At 63.7% G+C, this 21876-nt stretch carries 18 protein-coding genes; 13 read left to right on the forward strand and 5 right to left on the reverse strand.

Going from position 1 to position 21876, the window contains the following annotated elements; genetic code table 11:
• The first annotated feature begins 81 nt into the window (after window positions 1–81).
• On the forward strand, window positions 82–1335 hold the full coding sequence (locus FQ668_RS09485) for an MFS transporter (protein WP_014591854.1): 1254 nt from the start codon (window positions 82–84) through the stop codon (window positions 1333–1335).
• 12 nt (window positions 1336–1347) lie between these two features.
• Here the strand turns inward: FQ668_RS09485 and FQ668_RS09490 are convergent, their stop codons facing one another.
• Window positions 1348–2292, reverse strand: a complete 945-nt coding sequence (locus tag FQ668_RS09490; RefSeq protein WP_014591853.1) for a LysR family transcriptional regulator — start codon at window positions 2290–2292, stop codon at window positions 1348–1350.
• 214 nt (window positions 2293–2506) lie between these two features.
• Between FQ668_RS09490 and FQ668_RS09495 the strand changes: the two genes are divergently transcribed.
• The 4 genes from FQ668_RS09495 to FQ668_RS09510 are packed head-to-tail and all read left to right on the forward strand — an operon-like array spanning window position 2507 to window position 6365.
• Entirely contained in the window at window positions 2507–4360 is a 1854-nt protein-coding gene (locus FQ668_RS09495; RefSeq protein WP_019437989.1) for a DUF1302 domain-containing protein, read from the forward strand.
• Between the two features lie 22 nt (window positions 4361–4382).
• Window positions 4383–5693, forward strand: coding sequence for a DUF1329 domain-containing protein (locus FQ668_RS09500; protein ID WP_019437990.1), 1311 nt, complete (start codon window positions 4383–4385; stop codon window positions 5691–5693).
• On the forward strand, window positions 5693–6079 hold the full coding sequence (locus tag FQ668_RS09505) for a YidH family protein (protein ID WP_014591850.1): 387 nt from the start codon (window positions 5693–5695) through the stop codon (window positions 6077–6079). The genes FQ668_RS09500 and FQ668_RS09505 overlap by 1 nt, the downstream gene beginning before the upstream one ends.
• Window positions 6072–6365, forward strand: a complete 294-nt coding sequence (locus tag FQ668_RS09510) for a DUF202 domain-containing protein (protein WP_014591849.1) — start codon at window positions 6072–6074, stop codon at window positions 6363–6365. Before FQ668_RS09505 ends, FQ668_RS09510 begins: the two co-directional genes overlap by 8 nt.
• A gap of 28 nt (window positions 6366–6393) precedes the next feature.
• Here the strand turns inward: FQ668_RS09510 and FQ668_RS09515 are convergent, their stop codons facing one another.
• Window positions 6394–8355 carry an alkyl/aryl-sulfatase gene (locus FQ668_RS09515; RefSeq protein WP_019437991.1) on the reverse strand — a complete coding sequence of 654 codons (1962 nt, stop codon included), beginning with the start codon at window positions 8353–8355 and terminating at the stop codon, window positions 6394–6396.
• A gap of 101 nt (window positions 8356–8456) precedes the next feature.
• Window positions 8457–9380: a LysR family transcriptional regulator gene (locus tag FQ668_RS09520; RefSeq protein ID WP_019437992.1), complete on the reverse strand. Its 924-nt coding sequence runs from the start codon at window positions 9378–9380 to the stop codon at window positions 8457–8459.
• 84 nt (window positions 9381–9464) lie between these two features.
• On the opposite strand from FQ668_RS09520, the gene FQ668_RS09525 reads away from it, so the two are divergent.
• Genes FQ668_RS09525 through FQ668_RS09545 form a run of 5 tightly spaced genes read left to right on the forward strand, consistent with a single transcriptional unit; the run spans window position 9465 to window position 15305 of the window.
• Window positions 9465–10703, forward strand: a complete 1239-nt coding sequence (locus FQ668_RS09525) for a 3-hydroxyacyl-CoA dehydrogenase (protein WP_014591846.1) — start codon at window positions 9465–9467, stop codon at window positions 10701–10703.
• Window positions 10700–12475, forward strand: coding sequence for an acyl-CoA dehydrogenase C-terminal domain-containing protein (locus FQ668_RS09530; RefSeq protein WP_019437993.1), 1776 nt, complete (start codon window positions 10700–10702; stop codon window positions 12473–12475). The genes FQ668_RS09525 and FQ668_RS09530 overlap by 4 nt, the downstream gene beginning before the upstream one ends.
• Before the next feature lie 33 nt (window positions 12476–12508).
• Window positions 12509–13672: an iron-containing alcohol dehydrogenase gene (locus tag FQ668_RS09535; protein WP_014591844.1), complete on the forward strand. Its 1164-nt coding sequence runs from the start codon at window positions 12509–12511 to the stop codon at window positions 13670–13672.
• Window positions 13672–14124 (forward strand): thioesterase family protein, encoded by a 453-nt coding sequence (locus tag FQ668_RS09540; RefSeq protein WP_014591843.1) that lies wholly within the window; start codon window positions 13672–13674, stop codon window positions 14122–14124. Before FQ668_RS09535 ends, FQ668_RS09540 begins: the two co-directional genes overlap by 1 nt.
• Window positions 14121–15305, forward strand: a complete 1185-nt coding sequence (locus FQ668_RS09545) for an acetyl-CoA C-acyltransferase (RefSeq protein WP_019437994.1) — start codon at window positions 14121–14123, stop codon at window positions 15303–15305. Before FQ668_RS09540 ends, FQ668_RS09545 begins: the two co-directional genes overlap by 4 nt.
• A 79-nt stretch (window positions 15306–15384) precedes the next feature.
• Here FQ668_RS09545 and mtlD read toward each other — a convergent pair whose 3' ends face one another.
• Window positions 15385–17508 (reverse strand): bifunctional mannitol-1-phosphate dehydrogenase/phosphatase, encoded by a 2124-nt coding sequence (gene mtlD / locus FQ668_RS09550; protein WP_014591841.1) that lies wholly within the window; start codon window positions 17506–17508, stop codon window positions 15385–15387.
• Window positions 17509–17904: 396 nt separating this feature from the next.
• On the opposite strand from mtlD, the gene FQ668_RS09555 reads away from it, so the two are divergent.
• A complete protein-coding gene (locus FQ668_RS09555; RefSeq protein ID WP_003247266.1) occupies window positions 17905–18201 on the forward strand; it encodes a DUF3144 domain-containing protein in 297 nt (98 codons plus the stop codon).
• Between the two features lie 19 nt (window positions 18202–18220).
• Here FQ668_RS09555 and FQ668_RS09560 read toward each other — a convergent pair whose 3' ends face one another.
• Window positions 18221–19114, reverse strand: a complete 894-nt coding sequence (locus tag FQ668_RS09560; RefSeq protein WP_003247268.1) for a LysR family transcriptional regulator — start codon at window positions 19112–19114, stop codon at window positions 18221–18223.
• Window positions 19115–19260: 146 nt separating this feature from the next.
• On the opposite strand from FQ668_RS09560, the gene FQ668_RS09565 reads away from it, so the two are divergent.
• Together FQ668_RS09565 and FQ668_RS09570 are read left to right on the forward strand one after the other, a co-directional pair.
• Window positions 19261–20340 (forward strand): 4-oxalomesaconate tautomerase, encoded by a 1080-nt coding sequence (locus FQ668_RS09565; protein ID WP_019437995.1) that lies wholly within the window; start codon window positions 19261–19263, stop codon window positions 20338–20340.
• A gap of 71 nt (window positions 20341–20411) precedes the next feature.
• Entirely contained in the window at window positions 20412–21719 is a 1308-nt protein-coding gene (locus tag FQ668_RS09570; RefSeq protein WP_026031899.1) for a dicarboxylate/amino acid:cation symporter, read from the forward strand.
• Window positions 21720–21876: the final 157 nt, after the last annotated feature.

Below are 21876 nucleotides of genomic sequence, written 5' to 3' on the forward strand. Positions count from 1 at the left end.
GCCGGGTTCTCCAGACAAGAACAATAACGAGAGATCATCATGACTCATACTGACACCCCCGCACGTGCAGGCACGGCCTGGATGATTGCGGTACTGCTGGCGCTGTTGATGCTGGTGAACTTCCTGGACAAGGTCGTCATCGGCCTGGTGGCGGTGCCGATGTCCAAGGAACTGGGCTTGTCCCCTGCCGAGTTCGGCCTGGTAGGGGGCGCACTGCACTGGTTCTTCGCCATCTCGGCGGTGATAGGTGGCTTCATGGCCAATCGCCGGCCAACCCGCACCCTGCTGCTGGGGATGGGCGCGTTCTGGGCGCTTATCCAGTTGCCCATGTTGTTCGTCAGCTCGCTGTGGGCGATCGTCGCCTGCCGGGTGCTGCTGGGTATTGGCGAGGGACCGGCCTCACCGGTGGCTACACATGCCTTGTACAAGTGGTTCCCCAACGACCGTCGCAACCTTCCCGTGGCGCTGTTGCATACCGGCAGTGCGCTGGGGCTGCTGGTAGCGGGTGCCATGATTCCATGGATCAGTGTGCACTACGGCTGGCGCATGAACTTCATCGTGCTGGCGGTGATCGGCGCGGTGTGGTGTGTGCTGTGGTGGTGGCTGGGCAGCGAGGGTAACCTCGACCGCATTCGCCCGGGCCAGCTTGAAGAAGGGCAGGCCCCTGTTCCCTATCGTCGGCTGCTCGGTGACCGCACGGTACTGGGCAACTACTTGTGCCACTTCGCCGCCAACTGGTCCCTGGCGTTGACGTTGACCTGGGTACCGAGCTACCTGGAAACCGGGCTGGGGATCGACCCGATCATGACCGGCCAGGTGTTCGTTCTGTTCGTGGTGGTTACCACGCCGCTGAGCCTGTTCATGGCCTGGCTGTCCCAGCGAATGATGCGTGCCGGGTTGGCCACGCGCTGGTCGCGAGGTGCGTTCGTTTCAGTGTGCCTGATCGCCAGCGGGCTGCTGTCGGCGGCATTGTTTCTGCCGGGGCTGAGCAACGTCGAGCGGATCGTCAGCCTCACCTTCAGCGGCGGGCTGGCGCTGGTGATGTACTCCGTGGGGCCTGCCATGCTGGCGGAGTTCACGCCCAGCGGGCAGCGCGGCGGCATTCTGGCGATCGGCAACGGTATCGCCTCGTTGGCCGGGCTGTCGGCACCGGTGGTCACCGGTTTGCTGGTGCAGGGCGCCGGGGCCGGGCACACGGCAGGGTTTGGCCAGGGTTTTCTGGTGTGCGGCGCGGTGCTGGTGATTGCCGGGCTGATCGGGCTGGCCTGGATGGACCCGCAGAAAACCCGGCAACGTCTGGTGCAGGTGGGCACGGCTGCGCCTGCCCAAGCGTGATGTACACAGCGCTCAGAGGCTCTGCTCCGCCAGCGCCTCGCGCTCGATCAAGGTACCTTTCCAGCGCTCGCTGCGCACCGCATCCACCAGCAGTGCGCGCACCAGGTCGCGCATGCAGGCGGCGGCGAACGACAGCGGCTTGTGCTGCGAGTGGGCCAAGGCGATAGTGCGGGTGATGCGCGGTTCCACTATCAGCCGCGCGCTGGCAGGCGCGGCCAAATCCAGCAGCGGCGGCCAGTTGCTGATGGTGGCCGCCAGGCCAGCACGGACCAGGCTGGTGATACCGGGGGCCGACTGCTGTTCGTAGCTTGAGTCCAGTGTCACACCGGTCTCCATGGCAGCCTGCTCGATGCGTCTTCGCAAGTGCAGGCTACGGGGTGGCATTACCAGGCGGCTCGCTGCGGCCTCAGCCAAGGTGATGGGCGACTCGTCAGGGCCGTGCCCAGGCAGGCCGACCCAGTACAGGTCTTCGGAAAACACGGGCTCGGCGATTACATGGACAAGCTCTTCGGCGTTGGGCACCACGCCGAAATCCACCTTGCCCAGCTCGATCGCCTGACCACCTTCGCGGCTCAGGCCATCCCATACGGTGAGCTTGATCCCCGGGAAGCGTGCCTGGGCCTGGGTAATGATGGCCGGCAACAACAGTGCCGAGGCAGTGGCGGGAATCGAGATGGCCACGTGCCCCTTGGGGTTGCCGCGGCTGGACTTCAGCTCATCCTTCACCGAATCGAGCTGCTGCACGACCGATCGTGCCACTTCGTACAACTGCCGCCCGGCATCGGTCAGTTCGATACCGTCATGCTGGCGCGCCAGCAGTTGCATTTCCAGTTCGCTCTCCAGCAGGCCTATCTGTCGGCTCAAGGCCGGTTGGGCGATGAACGCCTGGCGTGCGGCATTGGAAAAACTGCCGGCTTCGACAATGGCGATCAAATAACGCAGCTGTTTCAAAGTCATTGTGGTTCTCAGGCTATGCCGAAGTGATATGGCAACCATCGGGAGACGCTATTTGTTCAGCCCCGGTGGCCTACTTAGTATCGGTAAGCAGCAAAACGAGGATAACAGAAACGTTCGAATAATTACCCAAGCCCTTGCCTGCAGGCCTTTGCGCCGTACTTAAGCATTAACTCGCAATTCACTCTCTAATAAACACAATAAGAGGTTAAGAGTGATGGCATCTCGTATTTTCGGTCGCTCGGGACCGTTGTCGGTACTTGCCTCATCAGTACTTTTTTCTGCGTCTGCCTGTGCCGCTCAGTTTCACTGGGGTGAACTTGAGGGGCAATTCGACTCGGCGCTTTCCTTTGGTACCAGTATTGCGACTGCCAACCCTGACCCGGCCCTGCACAACAGCGCCAACAGCGATGACGGCCGCCTGAACTTTGCCTCCGGCGATGTGTTTTCAGCGGTGTTCAAAGGCACCCATGACCTGGAGCTCAAGCACGATAACCTGGGGGTGTTCCTTCGCGGAACCTACTGGTACGACACGGCCCTGCGTGATCACGATCAGCGCTTCAAGCAGGTCGAGGACAACAACCGCAAGCGCTCGGCCAAGACCGCAGGTAGCCAGCTGCTCGATGCCTTCGGTTACTACCTGTATGACATCGACGGCCAGCCGGGCTCGCTCAGGTTGGGCAAGCAAGTGGTCAACTGGGGTGAGAGCACCTTCATCCAGGGCGGACTGAACGTCATCAACCCCTTCAACCTGGCGGCCTTGCGCCGCCCCGGCTCGGAAGTGAAGGACGCGCTGGTGCCGGTGAACCTGTTCTACTTCACCCAGAACCTTACCGAAGCGCTGTCGGTCGACGGTTTCTATCAGTTGGACTGGGAACAGACCCAGCTCGACAACTGTGGCACGTTCTTTTCGAACAACGACTTTTTGCCCGATGGGTGTGATGGCCTCGACGTGGGCGCCAGGTTGCTCGGCAACCCCACAGCCGTGGCCGGGCTTGCGCCGTTCGGTGTGAGCCTCACCAGCGAAGGCGTGCGCATACCTCGCGGCAGCGACCAGGATGCCCGCAACAGCGGGCAGTGGGGCGTTTCGCTGCGCTGGTACGTGGCGGCGCTGGACACCGAGTTTGGCGCTTACGCGGCGAACTACCACAGCCGCACGCCTTACCTGGGTACGGTCAGCAGCCCGTATTTCGACAACCGCCGTTTCGCCCCGCAGCTGTGCGCCAACCTCGCTATCGGGCTTGCAGACTGTGCCGCTTTCCTGGGCTCCAGCGCAGGCCAGTCGCTGGTCGGCGCGCTACGCCTTGGCACCTCGCAGTACCGGGTGCAATACCCCGAGGACATTCGCCTCTACGGCCTTTCGTTCTCCACCACCCTGCGCACCGGCACGGCGCTGCAGGGGGAGCTGAGCTACCGGCCGAACATGCCCATGCAGCTCAACGGTACCGACATCATCCAGTCGTTGTTGAACGTCGATGGCCGCTCGCCATTGCTGGGTGACGGCCTGCGGCCAGACAGCGCCAGTACGTTGTTCGACGGCTACCGCCGTAAAGAGATGACCCAGTTGCAGATAACCGCTGTTCACGCTTTCAGCCAGGTGATGGGGGCCAACCAGTTGCTGTTGATAGGCGAGGCGGGCGCCACCTACGTGGGCGGTCTGGAGGGCGCCTATGGCCCCCGTTACGGGCGCTCGGGCACGTTCAACAGCGGCGAACTGGCGGACAACAGCGTGTGCGTCGCCATTTCCAAAACCCCTGAGCACTGCAACGACGAAGGCTTCATGACCCCGTTTTCCTGGGGCTACCGGCTGCGCGCCACCTGGGCCTACCCCAACGTGATTGCCGGTTTCGACCTGCGGCCGAACCTGTCCTGGGCACATGACGTGCACGGCACCGGCCCGGTGGAGGGCTCGGCGTTCAGCGAAGGCTCCAGGGCCATCAGTGTCGGGTTGGATGCGACGCTCGCCAGCACCTACAGCTTGAGTGTGTCGTACACCGACTTTATCGACGGCGACTATGGCACCCGCGGCGACCGGGACTTCATCTCGCTGAGCCTGGGCGTCACTTTCTGAGGGCATGACAATGAAAATGCGCATGGTGATGATCGGCCTGTTCTGGGCGAGTGGCACGCTGGCAGCAGCCGGCCTGCCCGACAACCTGACCCCGGTGGGAGCCGAGCGTGCTGCCAGCCCCGACGGGCGCATCCCGGCCTGGCAAGGTGGGTTGAGTACAGCCCAGCAACGCCTGGGCGACAACGGCACGCCGCTGGACCCGTTTGCCGATGAACAGCCTCTGTACCGGATCACGGCCGCCAACTACCGGCAGTACCGAGGTCAGCTTACCGACGGCCAGGTGGCCTTGCTCAAACGCTTCCCAGCCAGCCTGAGCTTGCCGGTGTATTCCACCCACCGCAGTGTTGCGGTACCCGACGCGGTCGCGGCATCGGCCGCCCGCAACGCCGAGCAGGCGCAGCTGGATGACCAGGGCAACGGTGTGCGAGGTTTTAATGGCGTCATCGCCTTTCCGCGGCCAACCAACGGCCTGGAGGTGATCTGGAACCACCTGACCCGGCATCGCAACGAGAGCTACAGCCTGAGCTCCGACAGCGTCACGCCGCTGAAGAATGGCCGCTTCGTGCTGATGAGCGCGCGTCAGGAAGTGGCCCGGCCTGAAGGCTTGGCCAGCCTGGGGGCGGGCAATGTACTTTATTACTTCACCTACCGCATGACGGCGCCCTCGCGGCTTGCCGGCGATGCGATGGTGGTGCATGAGACACTGGACCAGGTCGCCGAGCCGCGCTTGTCCTGGGTGTACAGTGCCAGCCAGCGGCGGGTGCGGCGGGCGCCGAACATCGCCTATGACACCACCGGCCCAGGCACCGCCGGCCTGCGGACCGCCGACAGCCGCGACATGTTCAATGGCGCGCCAGACCGGTACGACTGGAAGCTGCTGGGCAAGCAGACGCTGCACGTGCCCTACAACAGCTACCGCTTGGCATCGCCCGAGCTGCGCTATGCGGACCTGATCAAGCCAGGCCACATCGACCCGGCACCGACCCGCTACGAACTGCACCGGGTATGGGTCGTGGAGGCGACATTGAAGCCCGGGGCGCAGCATATCTACGCCAAGCGCCGTTTCTACCTGGATGAAGACACCTGGGCCATTCTCGAAACAGACAGCTACGACGCGCGTGGCGAGCTGTGGCGCACCTCACAGGCCCATGGTTTCTTTCACCCCGGCGGCCAGGTGGCGGTCAACGCCATGGAGGTTACCTACGACCTCAAGAGCGGCCGCTACCATGCATCGGGCTTGATCAATGAGCAGCGTCGGCCCTTTGCTTTCAATGTGCGCACCAGCCTTTCGTACTTCTCGCCCGGCGCACTGCGTAGCTTTGGTGTGCGTTGATGGGCGTGCCTGAACCATGGAATGACTGGTCGCGGCGGCTATTGGGTCAGGGTGAAGCGCCTGATCCGCGCTTCACGCTGGCCAACGAACGTACCTTCCTGGCCTGGGTCCGGACCGCGCTGGCGTTGCTGGGTGGCGCAATCGCCATTGAAACCTTCGCCGGCCACGTCCTCGAGAACCCGCTGCGGCTGTGGCTGGTCGCTGGCCTGATGCTGCTGAGCGCATTGCTGAGCGCTGGCGCCTGCCTGCGCTGGCTGCGGGTCGAGCGGGCATTGCGTCAGCGACGCCCGTTGCCGTTGCCGGCACTGGTGCCCTTGTTGGCGCTGGGCTGCCTGGTCGCCGTACTGCTGGCAGGTCTCGTCCTGTGGCCACGCTGGCATGGCTGATCCGGGCCTGCAGGCAGAACGCACCGAGTTGGCCTGGCGGCGCACTGTGCTGGCGCTGGTGGCGGTGGCGGGGTTGGCCTGTCGTCAGGGCGATGTGTACGTGCTGGCATTGGCGGGCATGGCCGCGCTGGCGCTGCTGGCCCGCCAGGGGCGGCGTTACGAACGGGGCTTGGCGATGTTGCAGGCCGAATGCGGCCAGCCTGCGCCGTGGGGAGTGCTGGCACTGGGTAGCGTGGTGTGGCTGATGGCACTGGCAGGCTTGTGCCGGTTGGCGAAGGGCGGCTAAGCAGAGTGCCGGCGCCGCCCGCCGCCGCTCAGGGCGTGACGATATTGAAGCGCGAATCAGCCTCTTCCAGCCCTCCCATGAATTGCAGGAACTTCACCCGCTCGCCTTTGATGTCGATTGCCCCTGCTGTGGCTTCCTTGAGAAAGCCTGTCTGCTTCAAGGCAATGCTGTCCAGCGTCTGTTTGCGCATGATGACCTCTACATCGGCCTTGGCGTGGCGCGCCAGGTCGCGGTGGGTGAGGACGCCGTTGCGCAGGGTGAGGGCGTAGTCTTCGCCCAGGTCGGAAAAACGCCAGTTTACGGTCAGGTCGCTGTCGGCAGCCTTGTAGGCATTCACCCGCACGCCCAGGTAGTCGAAAAACAGGCTGGGCGTCAGGGCCCGTACCATGTCATCGGCGTTGCCACCGTTACCCGCACCGGCGGCAACGCCTGAGCGCAATTCCTGCGCGCCACTGAGGTAGGCATTGCGCCAGGTGGCGTTCTCACTCTGGTAACCCAGTTGCTCCAGCGCGTCGGCCTGCAGTGCGCGGGCCTCTGTGTTGTCTGGCTCGGCGAATACCAGGTGGTTGACCAACTGCGCCACCCAGCGATAGTCGCCCTCGGCGAAGGCCTGGCGGGCCTGGGTCAGCACCTGATCGGCCCCCCCCATGGCCGCCACGTAACGCTTGCCGGCCGCTTGCGGTGGCAATGGGTCGAGGTTGGCCGGGTTGCCGTCGTAGAACCCCATGTAGCGTTGATAGACGGCCCTGACGTTATGGCTGAGCGAACCGTAGTAGTCGCGGCTGAACCATTTGCTTGCCAGGCGCGGCGGCAGGCTGGCCAGGGTCTGGGCAATTTCCATGGGTGTCTGGCCCTGATTGATCAGGCGCAGGGTCTGGCTGTCGATGAAGGCATACATATCGCGCTGGTCAGCCAGGTAGTCGCGGATGGTCGCACCGCCCCAAGTGGGCCAGTGATGCTGGGCGAACACCACCTCGGCCTGGTTGCCGTAGCGCACCAGCGACTGGTCCAGGTAATGAGCCCAGACTTTCGGATCGCGCACCAGTGCCCCGCGCAGCGTCAGTACGTTGTGTTGCACGTGGGTGGCGTTCTCGGCCATGCACAGTGCCCGGAGCGCCGGGAAATAGATGTTCATTTCTGCCGGCGCCTCGGTGCCCGGAGTCAGCTGGAATTCCACCTCCACGCCGCTCAGGGTCATGCGTTGCAGCGGTTGGCTGATTTCGAGCGTGGGCGCGATGAGGCTGACGGTGGCATTGGCCGGCACGCCCTTGCCCAGTCCGGCATCCACCTGGCCTCGCGGCCCACGGGGCAGGGGGGCGCCGTACATGTACTGGGCGCGGCGTTTCATGGCCGGTCCGGCCAGCACGTTTTCACCGATGGCATGTTCGAAGAACCCCTCGGGTGCAATGACCTGGACTTTGCCAGCCTTGACGTCCGCCTCGTTGATCACCCCGCGCACGCCGCCGAAATGGTCGACGTGCGGGTGGGTGTAGATCACCGTGGTCACCGGCTTGCGCGGACGGTGCTTGAAGTAAAGTTCGAGGCCCGCCTTGGCGGTCTCCACGGCAAGCAGCGGGTCGATCACAATCAGCCCGTCCTGCCCCTCGACGATGGTCATGTTGGCCAGGTCCAGGCCGCGAAGCTGGTAGATGCCCTCGGTGACCTTGAACAGCCCGGCGATGTTGTTCAACTGAGCGATACGCCACAAGCTCGGGTTTACCGTGGCAGGGGACTGCGCCGGTTCCAGAAAAGCATACTGGGCCAGGTTCCACACGGTCTTGCCATCGGCTGTCGCGACTGGCCCGTCGAACCGCTCGACCAGCCCACGCCGGGCTGTTTCGTAATCGACGCGATCCTCGAACGGTAATCGTTGCAGCCACTGCTGGTTGCTGGCCTGGGTGGCCGGGGTGGCATCCTTGGCCGCTGTTGCGGCCAGGCTCGGAAGTGGGGCCAGCAGGGCAAGCGCCAGCATCGACAGTGAAAAGCGCATGGGATGTCCTTGTTGTTATTGGGGCAGAACACTCTAGGGGAGGGGCTTGCGCACCAGCCAATACCAGAGCGGCATGGCCGCTATCGCGTTTCCTGATGGCTTCAGGCGGGGGGGAGCGTGAGGATCTGTTCGACCAGCCAGGCCAGGGCGGGGTCGTGCTGACGGTGGCTCAGGTGCACCAGTTCCAGCTCGAAAGGCTCCAGGGCAAAAGGCAGTTCGTGCACCGCCAAAGGCAGCAGATGCGCAAACTGTTGGGCCAGTTGCCGCGGCAGCACCACACACATGTCGGTGGCTGCGGCCAGATGGGCGGCCTGCAGGTAGTTGGGCGTGGTATAGGCGATTTGCCGGGTCAGGCCTTGCTCGGCCAGCCACTGGTCGACCATGCCCCGGGTCTGGCCGCCGTGCACCCAGATGTGCCGCAAACCCAGGAACGCGTCGAGGTCCAGTGCCTGGCCCGGCACCAGGTGCGGGTGCTGCTGGCGCAGCGCGATCTGCAGGGTTTCACGGCGCCAGGGGTGGCGGGTGAAGCGCGCCGGCACCTCGTCGAAACGGCCCAGTACCAGGTCGAGGTCGCCCCGGTCCAGCGCCTCGGCCGGCAGGTTGGGGGCCAGGTGCACCACGTCGATGCGCACGTTGGGTGCCAGTAGCTCCAGCCGCGCCAGGAGTGGCGGCATGCACAGCTGTTCGACGAAATCGGTGAGGGCGATGCGCAACTGGCGGTGGCTGCGCTGAGGCTCGAAGCCATCGCCGGTGCCCAGCGTCTGCTCGATCTGCTGTAACGCCGCACGTATCGGCCCCTCCAGTGCCAAGGCCCGTGGCGTCGGGCGCATGCGCCGGCCCACGCGGACCAGCAGCGGGTCGCCCAGCTGGTCACGCAGGCGCGCCAGGGCATTGCTCACGGTCGGCTGGGTGAGGGCCAGACGCTCGGCTGCCCGCGATACGTTCTGTTCACGCAGCAACATGTCGAAGACGCGCAGCAGGTTCAGGTCGAAGTTCGAAATATTCATGCTGAAAATATATGGCATACGAAATGGAAATTTCAAAAATACCTTCGGCCTGCTTAGGGTGATCACAGTCCTCATACCTACAAGAAAGCAGGAGCGTTGCGCGTGAATACTCCCTTCCCGATCAATCAGGTGGCTGTGATAGGTGCAGGCACCATGGGCCGCGGCATCGTCATCAGCCTGGCCAACGCCGGGCTGTCGGTGCTGTGGCTGGACTGCAACGCGGCAGCGCTCGAAGCCGGGCTGGGCATGGTCAGCCAAGCCTGGGCCCAGCAGGTGGACAAGCAGCGCATCACCCCGGCCCAGGCCGAAGCCTGCCTGGCGCGTGTGCAGGCAGTGGACGGCTATCCGGCGTTGGCGGAGGCCGACCTGGTGATTGAAGCGGTGTATGAAAACCTGGCGCTCAAGCAGGAAATCTTCCGTGCACTGGATGCACACCTCAAGCCCCGTGCGATCCTGGCCAGCAACACCTCGGCGCTGGACATCGACGCGATTGCCGCCGTCACCCAGCGGCCGTCCCAGGTCCTGGGGCTGCATTTTTTCAGCCCTGCGCATGTCATGAAGCTGCTCGAAATCGTGCGGGGGACGCACACCGGTCCGAAGGTGCTCGACGTCGCCAAAGCGCTGGGCGAGCGCATGGGCAAGGTGGCGATAGTGGCAGGCAACTGCCCAGGGTTCATTGGCAATCGCATGTTGCGCAGCTATGTGGGCGAAGCGCGCAAGTTACTGCTTGAAGGTGCTTTGCCTCATCAGGTGGATGCGGTGCTGCAGCAGTTCGGCTTCGCCATGGGGCCGTTCCGCATGTACGACGTGGTGGGCATCGACCTGGAGTGGCGCGCCCGGCAGTTGGCCGGGCAAGGCATGCACGACCCGCTGGTGCAGGTCGATAACGCGCTGTGCGAGCTCGGTCGTCTCGGGCAGAAGACCGGGCAAGGCTACTACCGCTATGCGCCCGGCAGCCGACAGGCCGAGCATGACCCGCAGGTCGACGCCCTGGTGCTGCAGGTGTCCCAGAACCTTGGCTACCGACGCCGGGGCATCAGTGCCGAGGAAATCCTCGAGCGCTGCCTGCTGGCACTGGTCAACGAAGGGGCGAAGGTTCTCCAGGAAGGTATCGCCGCCAGCAGCGGCGACATCGACCAAGTCTGGCTCCACGGCTATGGCTTCCCGGCTGCCACTGGCGGGCCCATGCGCTGGGCTGACGAGCAGGGGGCGCCGTTTATCCTGGCCCGGCTGGAATACCTGCAGGGCGTGCTTGGCGAGCATTGGCGCCCGGCAGGGCTGCTCTACTCACTTGTGGCCGGTGGCAAGCGTTTCGAACCGCGTGGGGAGGTTCAGGCATGAACTACCAGGCGCCCCTTCGTGACATGCGTTTCGTGCTGCATGAACTGTTCGACCTGAGCGGACATTGCCAGCAACTAGGTATCGAACTGGACCGCGACACCCTCGACGGCATCCTTGAAGAGGCCGCACGTTTCACTGGCCAAATCATCGCACCACTCAATCGCAACAGTGACGAACAGGGCTGCCAGTGGGTGGGCGGCGAGGTCACCACCCCGGACGGCATGCGGGACGCCTATCGGCAATACGTCGAACATGGCTGGGCCAGTATGACCGGGCCGCAGGCCTATGGTGGCCAGGGTCTGCCGCAGATGGCATCGGCCAGCTTCCATGAAATGCTGATGGCGGCGTCGTTGTCGTTCCGCATCTACTCCGGCCTGACCGAGGGCGCGGTCCTGGCGTTGCATCGCCATGGCAGCGAGGCACTCAAGCAGGCTTACCTGAGCCGGATGGTCAGTGGCGAGTGGGCCGGCACCATGTGCCTGACCGAGCCGCAGGCCGGCACCGACCTGGCGTTGCTGCGTACCCGCGCCCAGCCGGAAGCGGACGGCAGCTACCGCGTTACCGGCAGCAAGATATTCATCAGTGGTGGCGAGCAGGACCTGACCGACAACATCGTTCATCTGGTACTCGCGCGCCTGCCTGATGCGCCGGCCGGTGTGAGAGGCATCAGCCTGTTCCTGGTGCCCAAGCTGCTGCCCGGTGGCGAGCGCAATGCGCTGGGCTGTGGGGCGCTGGAGCACAAGATGGGCATCAAGGGGGCCTCGACCTGCGTGATGAACTTCGACGGTGCCCAGGGCTGGCTGGTGGGGGAGGCCAACCAGGGGCTGGCCTGCATGTTCACCATGATGAACGATGCCCGCTTCCAGGTCGGCCTGCAGGGGCTCGGTATTGCCGAGGCCGCTTTTCAGGGAGGGCTGGCCTATGCCCGGGAGCGTCTGCAGTCGCGCTCGCTTGCCGGGCCGGTGGCAGCGGAAAAGCCTGCCGATCCGATTATCGTCCATCCAGACGTGCGGCGCATGCTGCTGACCCAGAAGACCCTTACCGAGGGCTGTCGCATGCTGGGCATCTACACCGCTCGGCAACTGGACCTGGAGCATGCTGCGAAAAGTGCACCGGCGCGCCAGGCGGCAGCTCGGCGGGCGGCGTTGCTGATCCCTATCGTCAAGGCGTTCTTCACCGACGTCGGTCAGGAAGTCGCCAGTCTTGGGGTGCAGTTGTACGGCGGTCACGGCTACATCCGCGAGTGGGGCATGGAGCAGTTGATGCGCGATAGCCGCATCACCCAGCTTTATGAAGGCACCAACGGCATACAGGCCCTCGACCTGATACGCCGCAAGGTCCTGGGGGACGGCGGGGCCGAGCTCAATCTGCTGATCGACGAAATGGCGCTGCACGTCGGGGCTGCCAGTGCGCTCGACGGCCTGCAGGCCATGGCGACGGCCGTGGGGCAACGTTTGGAGGAATGGCGCGTCTTGGCCGCCCATGTGGTCGAGGCCTGTCAACGCGACCCCCAGGAGTCAGGGGCAGTGTCGGTTGATTTTCTTGCCTACTCGGCCTACGTGCTGTTGGCGGCGATGTGGTTGCAAGCGGCTGTGCGCGCTCAAGCAACGCTTGCCGCCGGCAGCGCGGAAACAGCCTTCTACAGGGCCAAGCTTGACGCCGCAACGTTCTACTGGCGGCGGCTCCTGCCCCGCGCCACTGCTCACCGCGAGGCCCTGCTGGGTGGCGCGGATTGCCTGATGGCGTTACCGGCGAGCGATTTCGCGTTCTAGCGCACGGCAAACCATACGAACAAGGAGAGTGCGATGCAGCCTTTCAGCTTTGCCACCACTGCGCAGATCCTCTGCGAACCCGGCGCGGTGCAGCGCCTTGCAGGTCTGTGCCGTGAGCGCGGTGCCAAGCGTGTTTTGATTGTCAGTGACCCGGGTATCGCCCGCCTTGGCATGCTTGATGACCTGCTGCCGGGGTTCACGGCAGCCAAGGTCGGTGTGGCGATCTTCAGTGAGGTTACGGCCGACCCTAGCGAGGCATGCGTGCTGGCTGCCGCCCAGCGCGCCCGGCATATCGGCGCCGACCTGGTGGTGGGGTTCGGCGGCGGCAGCTCGATGGATGTGGCCAAGCTGGTTGCGCTGCTGGCCCACCGCGATTGTTCGCAGCCCATCGCCGAGCTTTACGGCATCGACAGGGCCAAGGGCCGCCGGCTGCCGTTGATCCAGGTGCCCACCACGGCAGGTACCGGTTCGGAGGTGACGCCGATCGCCATCGTCACCACCGGTGCCACCACCAAGATGGGCATTGTTTCGCCGCTGCTGTTGCCAGACCTGGCAGTGCTCGACGCCGTCTGTACCCTCGGCCTGCCATCGGCGGTGACGGCTGCTACCGGTATCGACGCCATGGTGCATGCCATCGAAGCCTATACCAGCCGCCTCAAACGTAACCCGCTGTCCAGCCTGCTGGCCCGTGAGGCGCTGCGGCTGCTGGCGGATAACCTTGACCAGGCTGTGCACAATGGCGGCAACCTGCAGGCCCGCCAGGCCATGCTGCTGGGGGCTTGCCTGGCCGGCCAGGCCTTTGCCAATGCACCGGTGGCGGCGGTGCATGCCTTGGCCTATCCGCTGGGTGGACATTTTCATATTCCCCATGGCCTGGCCAACGCGCTGGTGTTGCCGCACGTGCTGCGCTTCAACCTGCCGGTGGCGGCAGTGGACTACGCCGAACTGGCCGTGCCGCTGCTGGGGGCCCGTTTGCAGCCCGGCGATCAACGCCAGCAGGCAGAACAATTCGTGGCCGAGCTGGCCGCGCTGAGCAGCCGCTGCGGGTTGCCTGACCGCCTGCGCGACGCCGATGTACCGCGTCATCGGCTTGGCCAGCTGGCCGAAGACGCGATGCAACAGCAGCGCCTTTTGGTCAATAACCCGCGTGAAGTCACCCAGGCCGATGCGCTGGCCATCTACGAGGCGGCCTACTGATGAGCCCTTACCGGCAACGTGAACACTATCGGCACTACACGCCCATCACCACGCGGTGGCACGACAACGATGTCTATGGCCACGTGAACAACGTGGTCTATTACAGCTTTTTCGACAGCGCCGTGAACCGCCTGCTGGTGCGGGAGGGCGGGTTGGATATCGACCAGGGGAGGGTGATCGCGCTGGTGGTCAGCTCCGCCTGCGACTACCAGGCGCCGGTGGCCTTTCCGCATGACATCGAAGTGGGCCTTGTGGTGAGCCGGTTGGGTAACACCTCGGTGCACTATCAGTTGGCCGTGTTCCTTGCCGGTCAGCCATTGGCCTGCGCCACCGGCCGCTTCGTCCATGTATTCGTCGACCGCGAAGGACGGCGCCCGGTGCCGGTACCTGACTGCCTGCGGCGCGTGTTGAGCGAACTGCAGCCCCTATCCCCTGAGGAACAGCCATCATGAAAGACGCCGTGATCGTCGCCACTGCTCGCACACCTATCGGCAAAGCCATGCGTGGCGCCTTCAACGACCTGAAAACCCCCAGCATGACGGCTGTCGCTATACGCGCCGCTGTAGAGCGGGCCGGTATCGAACCGGCGCAGGTCGATGACCTGGTGCTGGGGACTGCCATGCAGAGCGGCACTGCCGCGATCAACCCGGGTCGGCTGTCGGCGCTGGCCGCCGGCCTGCCCCAATCGGTCAGCGGACAAACCGTCGACCGCCAGTGCGCTTCAGGCCTGATGGCCATTGCCACGGCGGCGAAGCAGATCATGGTTGATGGCATGCAGGTGACCATTGGCGCAGGTCAGGAGCAGATCAGCCTGGTGCAGCAGGTGCACAACCAGCTGGCCAGTGAGGCTTACGACCCCGCGGTGTTACGCATGAGCGAGCACGCCTACATGCCGATGCTGCAAACGGCCGAACGGGTGGCCCGGCGTTATGGCATAAGCCGCGAAGCACAGGATGTCTACGCCCTGCAGTCTCAGCAGCGCACGGCGGCGGCGCAGGCGGCAGGGTTGTTCGCCGCTGAAATCGTGCCGGTCACCGCACGCAAGAAGGTGGTGGACAAGCTGACAGGTGTTGTCAGCCATGAAGAGGTGCGCCTGACCCAGGACGAAGGGAACCGACCGGCAACGACCCTGGCCGATCTGCAGGGGCTCAAGCCCGTGCTCGAAGGCGGTTGTGTCACGGCCGGCAATGCCAGTCAGTTGTCCGATGGCGCCAGTGCCTGCGTGCTGATGGAGGGCGCGCTGGCGGCGCGCTCGGGCATCGCAGCCCTGGGGCTTTACCGCGGTATCGCCGTGGCTGGCCTTGCACCCGAGGAAATGGGCATCGGCCCGGTATTGGCGGTGCCCAAGCTACTGCGCCAACAGGGCCTGACGGTAGACGATATCGGGCTATGGGAGCTGAACGAGGCGTTTGCCTGCCAGGTGCTGTATTGCGCCCAGCAGTTGCAGATCGACCCGGCGAAACTGAACGTCAATGGCGGCGCCATTGCTATCGGCCACCCCTACGGCATGAGCGGCGCGCGGATGGTCGGCCATGCCTTACTGGAGGGCAAGCGACGTAAGGTGAAGTACGTGGTCGTGACGATGTGCGTGGGCGGCGGCATGGGCGCAGCAGGCCTGTTCGAAGTGCTTTAGGCCGGTATCCAAGGCCAGCCCATGGCGCTGACCGGGACGCAGGCGCAACCTGCGCCCACGGTGTCCCGGCCAGGGCTGGTTATGAGCCTACAGCAACCGCGTGGCGCGAAGCCGGCTGCGGCAATTGGCGGAAGCCTTCACGGATGGCAGCGATCAGTTCCGCGTCCTTGACGGGGCACAACCCGGGGAAAGGTTTGTCGGCATGGGTGAGCACGGCTTCGACGCTTGCCTGGTTATCGCGGTAAACCTGCCTGATTGCCTGGCTTTCCATGTCCTTGCTGTCGCTGCAGTTCAGGGCGTGGTGAATGGCGAGGCCCGCCCCAAACGCCAGGGCTGGGGTTGCAATACCGTGCTTGCGGGCAAGGTCGATGCTACTGAGGATGCGTTCGTTGCGTTGCAGCTTGCGCAAGGGGTCGCGGCCTACCCGGGCGCAAGGGTCTTTGAACGAGGTTTTGCAGCGCTCGAGGAATGCCTCGGCAAAGCGGCTGACCACCTCGGCCATCTGTGGGTATTCGGCCACCAGTGCGGGCGCGACCTCCTGGCGAATCAGGCGCTCGGCCAGTTCACTCACCCGCGCATCGCCCATGCCCTGGCCGACCCAGGCATGGCCCAGCAGGCTGGCGTACCAGGCCACGATGGCGTGCGGGCCGTTCCACAGGCGGTTCTTGATGATCTGGATCTGGGCGATGTCTGGCACTGTCTTAACCTGGCGCAGGCGTTCGAGCAGATCGCTGCCGCGTTCGGCGTAAAGCGGCATGTCAGCTTCGCTGTTGAACAGCACCAGATGCAGCTGGCTCATGGCGCTGCTGGGCTGTGCAAAGGGCCTGAAGTGGCCGATCAGGCGTTCGTACTCCGGTAGCGGCGCTGAAGGTTTGCGGGTGCTTGCAGGCTCGTCTTCCAGGCTGTTCTGGAACATCTGCGACTTGATGCGCAGTTGCCGCACCAGCGCGTCATTGCCCAGTTTGGACACGATGCGGCTGACCACCGTTTCGGCAAAATGGGTCTTTTGCATAACCTGCTCGCTGATCGCAGGCGGGCACAGTAACGCCAGCTCGGCTTGCACATGACGCCGTACGAACGCCGCACCGCCAACCTTGTTCAACACGATCAGCAGGGTCAGCTCGCGGCCTCGGCGCTCGAAGCGTTGCAGCAGGCCTTGGGCGATCACCCTGGCCTGGCTTCTGATGGCCTGCTCGGGCAGGCTCAGGCCGATGATTTCGGCAGTGGTGTACATGCCGATGACCGCGTCGTCATCGTCCATGTCGATCATGCGCACGTTGTCGATGGTCTGGTCGAACGACGTGGCGCCGTAGCGCACGCTGTAGCGGCCGAAGGCGCTGACGCTTTCGCGCAGCATGCGCGAGCGGGTTGCGGCAATGATTTCACGCGGTCGGGTGTAGCCGTCCCAATGGGAAAATACCTGTGTCAGGTAACCGCCGCCGATGGCGCCGAAACCATGAATGCCCACGCTGAACTGGTTCATCGAGGCCGGGAACGGCTCACTCAAGGCAGGCATGCCCAGGTCGGGTACGCACTCGCTCAGGTCGGCGAGAAACTCATGCATGCTGCGGTAGGCTTTGAGCGCACCCGCCTTGATTTCCGGCGCAGGCGGCTTGATGTCCTCGATCAGGATCGCCTGCCCTTCGGCGCGCATCGCTGACAGCATGCCGTTTTCCGAGTCCTCGACCATGAAGCACTGGCCTGGCTCGCAATTGAGCGCGCGGGCGGCTTTCAGGAAAATCTCGGGGTGGGGTTTGCCTTGGCTGACTTCATCGCCACAAACGGTGATGTCGAAGTACTTCAGCACGTTGGCGTTGATCAGGTATTCCTCGGCGATGGCACGGCGGCTGGAGGTGGCCACCGCCATGGTCAGGCCTGATTTGCGCAAGCGCTCCAGCACCTCCAGCAGGCCGGCCTTGATTGGTACGCCGTGATTGCGCACGTACTCCAGCTCAAGTTCATCGGCGCGTTGGCGGATTTGTGCGTACGGGAAGTCTTCGCCGTTATGCGCCTTGGCGAGGGCTTCGGCCTTTTTTGCGCTCAGGCCCAGCGAGCCAATCAGGGTCTGCTCGCTCAGCGCTTTGCCGAAGATTTCCAGAGAGGCTTGCTTGAGTGTCTTGAAGCGCAGGCGCTCGGTGTCGAAGAGGGTGCCATCCATATCGAAGATGGCGCTGAAAATGTGTTTACCGTGAAAGAAAAGCATTGGCTGTTGCCCCTTGTCGTTGCGTCAGGCATCCCGCCTGCAACAGGCGAGTACGGTGTGTGAGCTGCAGTGGAGGCAGTCAGGTCGGGGGCACACGTTCGACAGGGGGACGCTCAGGAGTGACGCAGAGGTAAGGCGGGGCGGAGCGGGGCGTGCAGAGGAGGTTGGCAACCGTTGAGGTGAGGCGGGTGGCGCGTTTGGCCTTGAGGTCACGCCCACTGGCTGCAGTCGGTTTCGCAGGCAGTGGGCGCAAATAGCGATGGATACGTGTGATTCCAAGCATGAGGTACTTTGCTTCCTTTTCGTCATGGGTGATCCTTTTTCAGCCTTGCACGTATGCGCCGCGACATGCAAGGCTTGGCCTCCCGCTCGCATTGCGCAACAAGGTGAACCCCAATGACCCAAGCTACCGACCAGGCCTTTTACGATCGTGCCGATGCGCACATCGAACTGGCGAACCAGCAGATCGAAAAGTTCGAAGACCTGGGCAAGGTAAGCGCCTCGCTGACCTTCGGTGCCGCGCGCTTCAGCGCCTGGATGAGCGCCCGCAGCTTCAAGAGCGGCGCGGAGCTGGGTGCGGCACGGGAAGAGATTCTGAAGTACTTCTGTGATCAGTACCGGATGATGCTCGAGGACAACCTCGATGAGCATATCGAGCATTTTGACCAGTACATGCTGGGCAAGAACGACTAAGCCAGGCGCGCCGTTTCCCTCAGCGATTTGGCCATTTCTGCAGCAGGATCGAAACGAATTTCTCCGCAGCCGGCGACAACGATGCGCCGCGCCGGTACACCAGCCCTAGCGTGCGGGTGACTTGCGGCTCGATCAACGGCACGCTCACCAGCGTGGGGTGGTCGGCATTGGGCATGGCCAGGCTGGGCATGGCCGACACACCCAGCCCGGCCTCGACCATGCCCAGTGACGTGGACAGGTGTTGCACTTCGTAGAACCATTTGGGCCGCAGGTTGAGCCCGGACAACGCATGGTCCAGCAGCATGCGGTTGCCACTCAGGCGGCCGACGCCGATCAGGCGGTAATCAGCCAGCTCTGTCCAGGTAACGGAGGCGCGGTTCGCCAGTGGGTGGTCACGCCGGCAGGCCAGTACAAAGTGCTCCTGCACCAGCGAGACAAACTCGATGTCCGGGTGCTGGCCGCTCATCATGTTGATGCCGAAGTCGGCCTCGCCACGCAGCACGGCCTCGAGCCCGTCGTTGGCGCTAAGGTCCAGCAGGCGAATGCGGATTTTCGGGTATTGCTCGTTGTAATCGCGGATCACCGACGGCAGGAAGTAGAACGCCGCGGTAGGAATGCAGGCGAGGGTAACCTGACCGGTCTGGCGCTCGGCCAGTTCGCGGATGCTGAGGATCGAGTCTTCAAAATCATCCAGCAAGCGCCTGGCCTTGGGCAGGAAGTCGCGGCCCACGCTGGTCAGGCTGACCCGGCGAGTGGTGCGTTCCAGTAGCGAGGTGCCCAGGCCTTCCTCCAGTTTCTTGATCCGCCGGCTCAGGGCCGGCTGGGACAGGTGAAGCGCTTCGGCGGCCTCATGAAAACTGCCAAGTTCGGCGATTTTCACGAAAGATCTGATGTCTTGCAGCTCATATTCCATAAGAAACCTTCGACTGGCCTGGCGCTATATTGATGTTTGAATCGCAATAATAGCTACGATATTTGCATTGGATTGATTTATCCATCCCTGTCACTCTTTTGCTCACAGCATCAATGATGTCCATTGATCAACAAGAGTGCGAAATCATGCAACGAATTCCTTGCGTACTCATGCGCGGCGGTACCTCCAAAGGGCCGTTTTTCCACGCCTGGGACCTGCCTGCCAATGTGGTCGAGCGCGACGAATTGCTGATCAACCTGATGGGGTCTGGCCATGAGCTGGAAATCGACGGCATCGGTGGCGGCAGCCCGCAGACCAGCAAGGTGGCGATCATTAGCCCGTCATTGCATGCCGACGCTGACGTCGACTACCTGTTCGTGCAGGTGATGGTCGCACAGCGCCGGGTCGATACGGCCCCAAACTGCGGCAACATGCTGTGTGCGGTGGGGCCGTTCGCCATCGAACAGGGGTTGGTAAAGGGCCAGGAAGGCAAGACCTTGGTGCGCATTCGCAACCTCAACACCGGCACCTTCGTCAATTCGCTGGTCGAAACGCCCGGCGGTATCGTGCGCTACGAAGGCCGCACGGCGATTGATGGGGTACCGGGCACTGCCGCCCCGGTGCACCTGACCTTCCTCGACGCGGTCGGCAGCAAGACCGGCAAGCTGTTCCCCACGGGCAAGGCCCAGGACGTGATTGATGGCGTGCCGGTGACCTGCATCGACATGGCCATGCCGATGATGGTGGTGGAGGCCAGCCAGTTGGGGGTCAGCGGCTCGGAAACCCCGGCTCAGCTGGACGCCGACAGCGCGCTGCTCGAACGCCTGGAAGCGTTGCGGCTGAAGGCCGGAAAGGCCATGGGCCTGGGCGATGTCAGTGGCATGGTCATCCCCAAGCCAGTGCTGGTGTCCAAGCCGCGCTACGACGGCACGCTGCAGGTTCGCTATTTCATGCCGCACAACTGCCATCGTGCCTTGGCGATCACTGGAGCCGTGGGGCTGGCGACTGCCTGCGTCAGCCCTGGCACCGTGATTGCCGACCTGTTGGGCGAAGGCGCGCAGCAACTGGCCGAGGTCCGTTTGGAGCACCCAAGTGGCGGAATCGATGTTGCGCTGACGCGTAGCGCTGCCGACGGCCAGACGATCCAGGCTTCGGTGGTGCGAACCGCCCGGCGGCTCTTCTCAGGGTTCGTCTACGCCCCTACATTCCGCAGGTTGGCCGGGTAGTTCCAGGCACCGATCCAGACCTGCACATTCGTAACAAGCGCATCCGCACAATTTCAACAATGGGTGATGCCATGAGACTCGCCAAATCGCTGTATTTCCAGATTCTCTGCGCCGTTCTGCTGGGCGTGGTGGTCGGACACTTCTGGGCGCAACAGGCCGTGGCCCTCAAGCCGCTGGGTGATGCGTTCATCAAGCTGATCAAGATGATGATCGCGCCGGTGGTGTTCTGCACCATCGTCACAGGCATCGCCGGCATGACCGACAAGCGTTCCCTGGGCCGCTTGATGAGCAAGACCTTGCTGCTGTTCCTGGGGCTGACGGTGGTGAGCCTGGTGATCGGACTGGCGGCGGTCTATCTGTTCAAGCCAGGTGCCGGCATGAACATCGATCCTGCCACCCTGAGCACGGCGGGCCTGAGCCAGTACACCGCGTCGGCTGCCAAGCTGAGCGTGGTGGACTTCTTCATGCACATCATCCCGGACACCTTCATCGGTGCCTTCAACAAGGGTGAGGTCTTGCCGGTCCTGTTCATCGCCGTACTCAGCGGTTTCGCCCTCTCGTCGATGGGCGAAAAGGGCAAGCCGGTACTGGACGTGCTGGAGTCAGCCTCGACCATGGTGTTCCGCATCTTCGGCTACCTGATGCGCTTTGCCCCGGTCGGCGCTTTCGGCGCACTGGCATTCACCGTGGGCCAGTACGGCATTACGTCCCTTGGCGCGCTGGCCAAGCTGGTGGGGACGTTGTACATCGCCTGCGCCTTCTTCGTGCTGGTGGTGCTCGGTGGCATCTGCCGCGCCCATGGCTTCAGCCTGTGGAAGTTGCTGCGCTATTTCCGCGAAGAGTTCCTGGTGGTGCTCGGCACGTCCTCCACCGAGCCGGTGCTGCCGCGCATGCTCGAGAAACTCGAGAAGCTTGGGTGCAAGAAAGGCGTGGTTGGCCTGGTGCTGCCCACTGGCTACTCGTTCAACCTGGACGGTACTGCCATCTATCTGTCGTTGGCAGCAGTGTTCATCGCGCAGGCCTGCAACATCGACCTGAGCCTGGGCCAGGTGGTCACCATGCTGGCAATCATGCTGCTGTCCTCCAAGGGCGCGGCAGGTGTTACCGGCAGCGGTTTCGTGGCCTTGGCCTCGACCCTTACCGTGATCCACGACATTCCCCTGGCCGGCCTGGCCCTGTTGATCGGGGTCGACCGCTTCATGTCGGAAGCCCGTGCGCTGACGAGTCTTGCCAGCAACGCAGTGGCGACGGTGGTGGTTTCGTTATCCGAAAACGCCTGTGACCGCCAGACGCTGCACAGCCGGCTGAATGGCGAGCCGGTGGTCAGCCCCGTCGCTGAAACAGCCGACTGGGTCGCCGAACCACACCGCCACGGCTGAGCCTCGACACCCTCAAACTTTTTGCAGGCCCCCACCAGGCGTTGCCGGGTGGGGGTCAGGGGGCCGTCTGCGCTGCAGGTGGCCACATAGACAATAAAAACAAGAGAACAAACCATGCTCGCACTTCTGGGCCTGATCATGGTGGTGACCTTCACCT

The sequence above is a fragment of the Pseudomonas sp. Kh14 genome, from assembly GCF_900291005.1.
Classification (GTDB): Bacteria; Pseudomonadota; Gammaproteobacteria; order Pseudomonadales; family Pseudomonadaceae; genus Aquipseudomonas; species Aquipseudomonas alloputida.

Excerpts from the sequence above, each read along its gene's own strand:
- FQ668_RS09485 (WP_014591854.1), top strand. The coding sequence starts at position 82 with ATGATTGCGGTACTGCTGGCGCTGTTGATGCTGGTGAACTTCCTGGAC.
- FQ668_RS09490 (WP_014591853.1), bottom strand. The coding sequence starts at position 2,292 with ATGACTTTGAAACAGCTGCGTTATTTGATCGCCATTGTCGAAGCCGGC.
- FQ668_RS09495 (WP_019437989.1), top strand. The coding sequence starts at position 2,507 with ATGGCATCTCGTATTTTCGGTCGCTCGGGACCGTTGTCGGTACTTGCC.
- FQ668_RS09500 (WP_019437990.1), top strand. The coding sequence starts at position 4,383 with ATGGTGATGATCGGCCTGTTCTGGGCGAGTGGCACGCTGGCAGCAGCC.
- FQ668_RS09505 (WP_014591850.1), top strand. The coding sequence starts at position 5,693 with ATGGGCGTGCCTGAACCATGGAATGACTGGTCGCGGCGGCTATTGGGT.
- FQ668_RS09510 (WP_014591849.1), top strand. The coding sequence starts at position 6,072 with ATGGCTGATCCGGGCCTGCAGGCAGAACGCACCGAGTTGGCCTGGCGG.
- FQ668_RS09515 (WP_019437991.1), bottom strand. The coding sequence starts at position 8,355 with ATGCGCTTTTCACTGTCGATGCTGGCGCTTGCCCTGCTGGCCCCACTT.
- FQ668_RS09520 (WP_019437992.1), bottom strand. The coding sequence starts at position 9,380 with ATGCCATATATTTTCAGCATGAATATTTCGAACTTCGACCTGAACCTG.
- FQ668_RS09530 (WP_019437993.1), top strand. The coding sequence starts at position 10,700 with ATGAACTACCAGGCGCCCCTTCGTGACATGCGTTTCGTGCTGCATGAA.
- FQ668_RS09535 (WP_014591844.1), top strand. The coding sequence starts at position 12,509 with ATGCAGCCTTTCAGCTTTGCCACCACTGCGCAGATCCTCTGCGAACCC.
- FQ668_RS09540 (WP_014591843.1), top strand. The coding sequence starts at position 13,672 with ATGAGCCCTTACCGGCAACGTGAACACTATCGGCACTACACGCCCATC.
- FQ668_RS09545 (WP_019437994.1), top strand. The coding sequence starts at position 14,121 with ATGAAAGACGCCGTGATCGTCGCCACTGCTCGCACACCTATCGGCAAA.
- mtlD (WP_014591841.1), bottom strand. The coding sequence starts at position 17,508 with ATGCTTTTCTTTCACGGTAAACACATTTTCAGCGCCATCTTCGATATG.
- FQ668_RS09555 (WP_003247266.1), top strand. The coding sequence starts at position 17,905 with ATGACCCAAGCTACCGACCAGGCCTTTTACGATCGTGCCGATGCGCAC.
- FQ668_RS09560 (WP_003247268.1), bottom strand. The coding sequence starts at position 19,114 with ATGGAATATGAGCTGCAAGACATCAGATCTTTCGTGAAAATCGCCGAA.
- FQ668_RS09565 (WP_019437995.1), top strand. The coding sequence starts at position 19,261 with ATGCAACGAATTCCTTGCGTACTCATGCGCGGCGGTACCTCCAAAGGG.
- FQ668_RS09570 (WP_026031899.1), top strand. The coding sequence starts at position 20,412 with ATGAGACTCGCCAAATCGCTGTATTTCCAGATTCTCTGCGCCGTTCTG.